The following is a 2,499-nucleotide window of genomic DNA, read 5'->3' as shown; positions in this document are numbered from 1 at the left end:
CCGTCACGGCGCCCACCGCCTCCTCGAACACGGCCTGGTTGTGCGCGGCCGGGCGGTGGAACCCGGACACCTTCCGCACGTACTGCAGGGCGGCCGCCCGGATGTCCTCGTCCTCGACGGACGGCGTCATCGGCGGGCGCAGGGTCTTGATGCTGCGGCACATGAGTCCAGTGTGCCGCCGCCACCCTCGTCCGTGCGTGCGCGGCAGCGTGACAGTATCGCTGTCATGACTACTTCTGATGACGCCCGGAACGTGAAGAAGGCCCCGGCGAAGGACCCTTGGGAGCTGCCCGACGTCTCCGGCCTGGTGGTCGGCGTGCTCGGCGGCACCGGCGACCAGGGCCGGGGCCTCGCCTACCGGCTGGCCAAGGCCGGCCAGCGGGTGATCATCGGCTCGCGCGCGGCCGAGCGGGCGGAGGCGGCCGCCGGCGAGCTGGGCCTCGGCATCGAGGGCGCCGGCAACGCCGAGTGCGCGCGCCGCAGCGACATCGTGATCGTCGCCGTGCCGTGGGACGGCCACGCCAAGACCCTCGAAGGGCTGCGCGAGGAGCTCGCGGGCAAGCTCGTCGTCGACTGCGTCAACCCGCTCGGTTTCGACAAGCAGGGCGCGTACGCCCTCAAGCCGGAGGAGGGCAGCGCCGCCGAGCAGGCCGCGGCCCTGCTGCCGGACTCGCGCGTCACGGCCGCCTTCCACCACCTGTCGGCCGTCCTGCTGCAGGACCCGGAGATCGACGCGATCGACACCGACGTGATGGTGCTCGGCGAGTCGCGCGCCGACACCGACATCGTGCAGGCCCTGGCGGGCCGCATCCCCGGCATGCGCGGCGTCTTCGCCGGCCGGCTGCGCAACGCGCACCAGGTGGAGTCGCTGGTCGCCAACCTGATCTCGGTGAACCGCCGCTACAAGGCGCACGCCGGCCTGCGCGTCACCGACGTCTGACCGGTACGGGCCGGGGCGGGGCGCGGGCGCCGGCCCGCCCCGGGGCGCGGGGCGGCGGGACGCGGGCGCGGCGCCTGAGCGACAATGGCCGGGATCGTGACCGTATGCGCCCCCGGACAGGAGCCGTCCCCCATGCCCCGCCTCGCCCTCTACGCCCTCGCCGTCTGCGTCCTCTCGGTCGCGGCGGCCGTCGTCTCCTTCGCGCAGGGCAGCTGGCTCGGCATCGTCTGGATCCTGCTGCTCGGCGTCTCGTCCAACATCGCCTGGTACTACGTGCGCAAGGCGAAGAACGACAAGGCCGCGGCCGCCGGCAAGGCGTCTTCCTGAGGCCGGGCGGCGCCCCGTGGGCGGGGCCCCGCCCGGCTTCAGTCGCCGCGCGGCGCCGGCTCCCAGCCCCGCCCGCCCGGCGGCCACTGGTACGAGGGCCTGCCCTCGGCGCCGCTGGTGCGGAAGGGCCTGCCCCGGTCGTCGATCTTCATGACCCCGCGCCTGCCGCCGCTGGACCACTGCACCTCCAGGTACCAGGTGACATCGTGGCGCCGGGCGGCCGCCTTGACGTAGAAGACCTCGGGGTCGCTCTCGCTCACCTTGTACGGGAAGTCGCGCTGCCCGTCCCTGGGCACGGCGGCGGGCCGCGCGGAGTCGAGGTCGACGGCGAAGGACCGCGTCGCGACGTCGCCGCCGCAGCCGACGCCCGTCGCGTAGTCGTTCCAGGCGAGCGGCGCCGCGGTGCCCTGCACCCGGACCTGCAGCCCTTCGAGGACGACGGTCTCCTTGCCGGTGCCCTGCAGGGTGATCTTGATGTACTGCTCGCCGGCCGCGACGGCCCCGAGCCCGGACACCCAGCCGGGTGCGTCGGGCTCCGAGGGAGGCAGCGGCACGCCGGCGGGTGCCCGGTCGGCCAGGAAGTGCTGGGAGCAGGGGCTCTCGTAGGCGTGGGGGCGGACGTGGGCGGTCAAGGGGACGCCGGTCCGGCGGGGGCCTTCGCCCCCGGCTCCCTCTTCCGGCTTCTCCGGCCCGGCCCCGGGCGACGGTGACGCTCCGGGGCTTCCGCTCTCCCGCCCCTTCTCCTGCTCCGGGCCCTGCGAGGCGGACGGCTCGCCGGACGGGCCGCCGCTGCCGACGCTGCCGCCGCCCGTGTCCGGCTTTCCGGACGCGGGCGTCTTCCCCTTCGCCGGCGAGGCCGCTTCCACGACTCCTCTCCTTCCGTCAGCGACGGAGGCGGAGCCGGAGCCGCTGCCGTCGTCGCTGCTGAGCGTGACGGCGAGCGCCGCTGAGCCCAGGACGGTGACGGCCGCCGCGGCGGCGACCGCCGCGAGGACGCTTCTGCGGGGCAGCCGCCTGCGCGGGGGCGTCGCCGCCCGGCCGGATGGCGCCACAGCTGGCGCCACGGGCGCGGCGTCCCGTACGGACTCCCCCGGCGCGGCGGGGCTCTCCGACGCGGCGGGGCTCTCCGACACCTCCTCGGCCTCTTCCGCCACGACGGGCCCTTCCGGCACCGCGGCGCCCCCGGCTCCCGCCTTCGCCGCCGGCCCCGCCTTCGCCCCGGACTCCCCCTT

General features: G+C 75.8%; 4 protein-coding genes. 2 read left to right on the top strand and 2 right to left on the bottom strand.

The window, feature by feature from the left end; translation table 11 throughout:
- Window positions 1-163 (bottom strand): DUF2277 domain-containing protein (locus tag ACSNOH_RS34430; RefSeq protein ID WP_436725383.1); only part of this gene is annotated, 163 nt, incomplete at its 3' end.
- A gap of 63 nt (window positions 164-226) precedes the next feature.
- On the opposite strand from ACSNOH_RS34430, the gene npdG reads away from it, so the two are divergent.
- Complete coding sequence (gene npdG, locus ACSNOH_RS34425; RefSeq protein WP_436725382.1) at window positions 227-940, top strand: NADPH-dependent F420 reductase; 714 nt, start codon at window positions 227-229, stop codon at window positions 938-940.
- Between the two features lie 132 nt (window positions 941-1,072).
- Complete coding sequence (locus tag ACSNOH_RS34420; RefSeq protein WP_436725381.1) at window positions 1,073-1,267, top strand: hypothetical protein; 195 nt, start codon at window positions 1,073-1,075, stop codon at window positions 1,265-1,267.
- A 38-nt stretch (window positions 1,268-1,305) separates the two neighbouring features.
- Here the strand turns inward: ACSNOH_RS34420 and ACSNOH_RS34415 are convergent.
- Window positions 1,306-2,499: transcriptional regulator (locus ACSNOH_RS34415; RefSeq protein WP_436725380.1), on the bottom strand; the 1,194-nt coding region annotated here is incomplete at its 5' end.

The sequence above is a fragment of the Streptomyces sp. URMC 127 genome (assembly GCF_051386535.1).
GTDB lineage: Bacteria > Actinomycetota > Actinomycetes > Streptomycetales > Streptomycetaceae > Streptomyces.
This window is presented reverse-complemented; position numbering and strand designations above follow the sequence as displayed.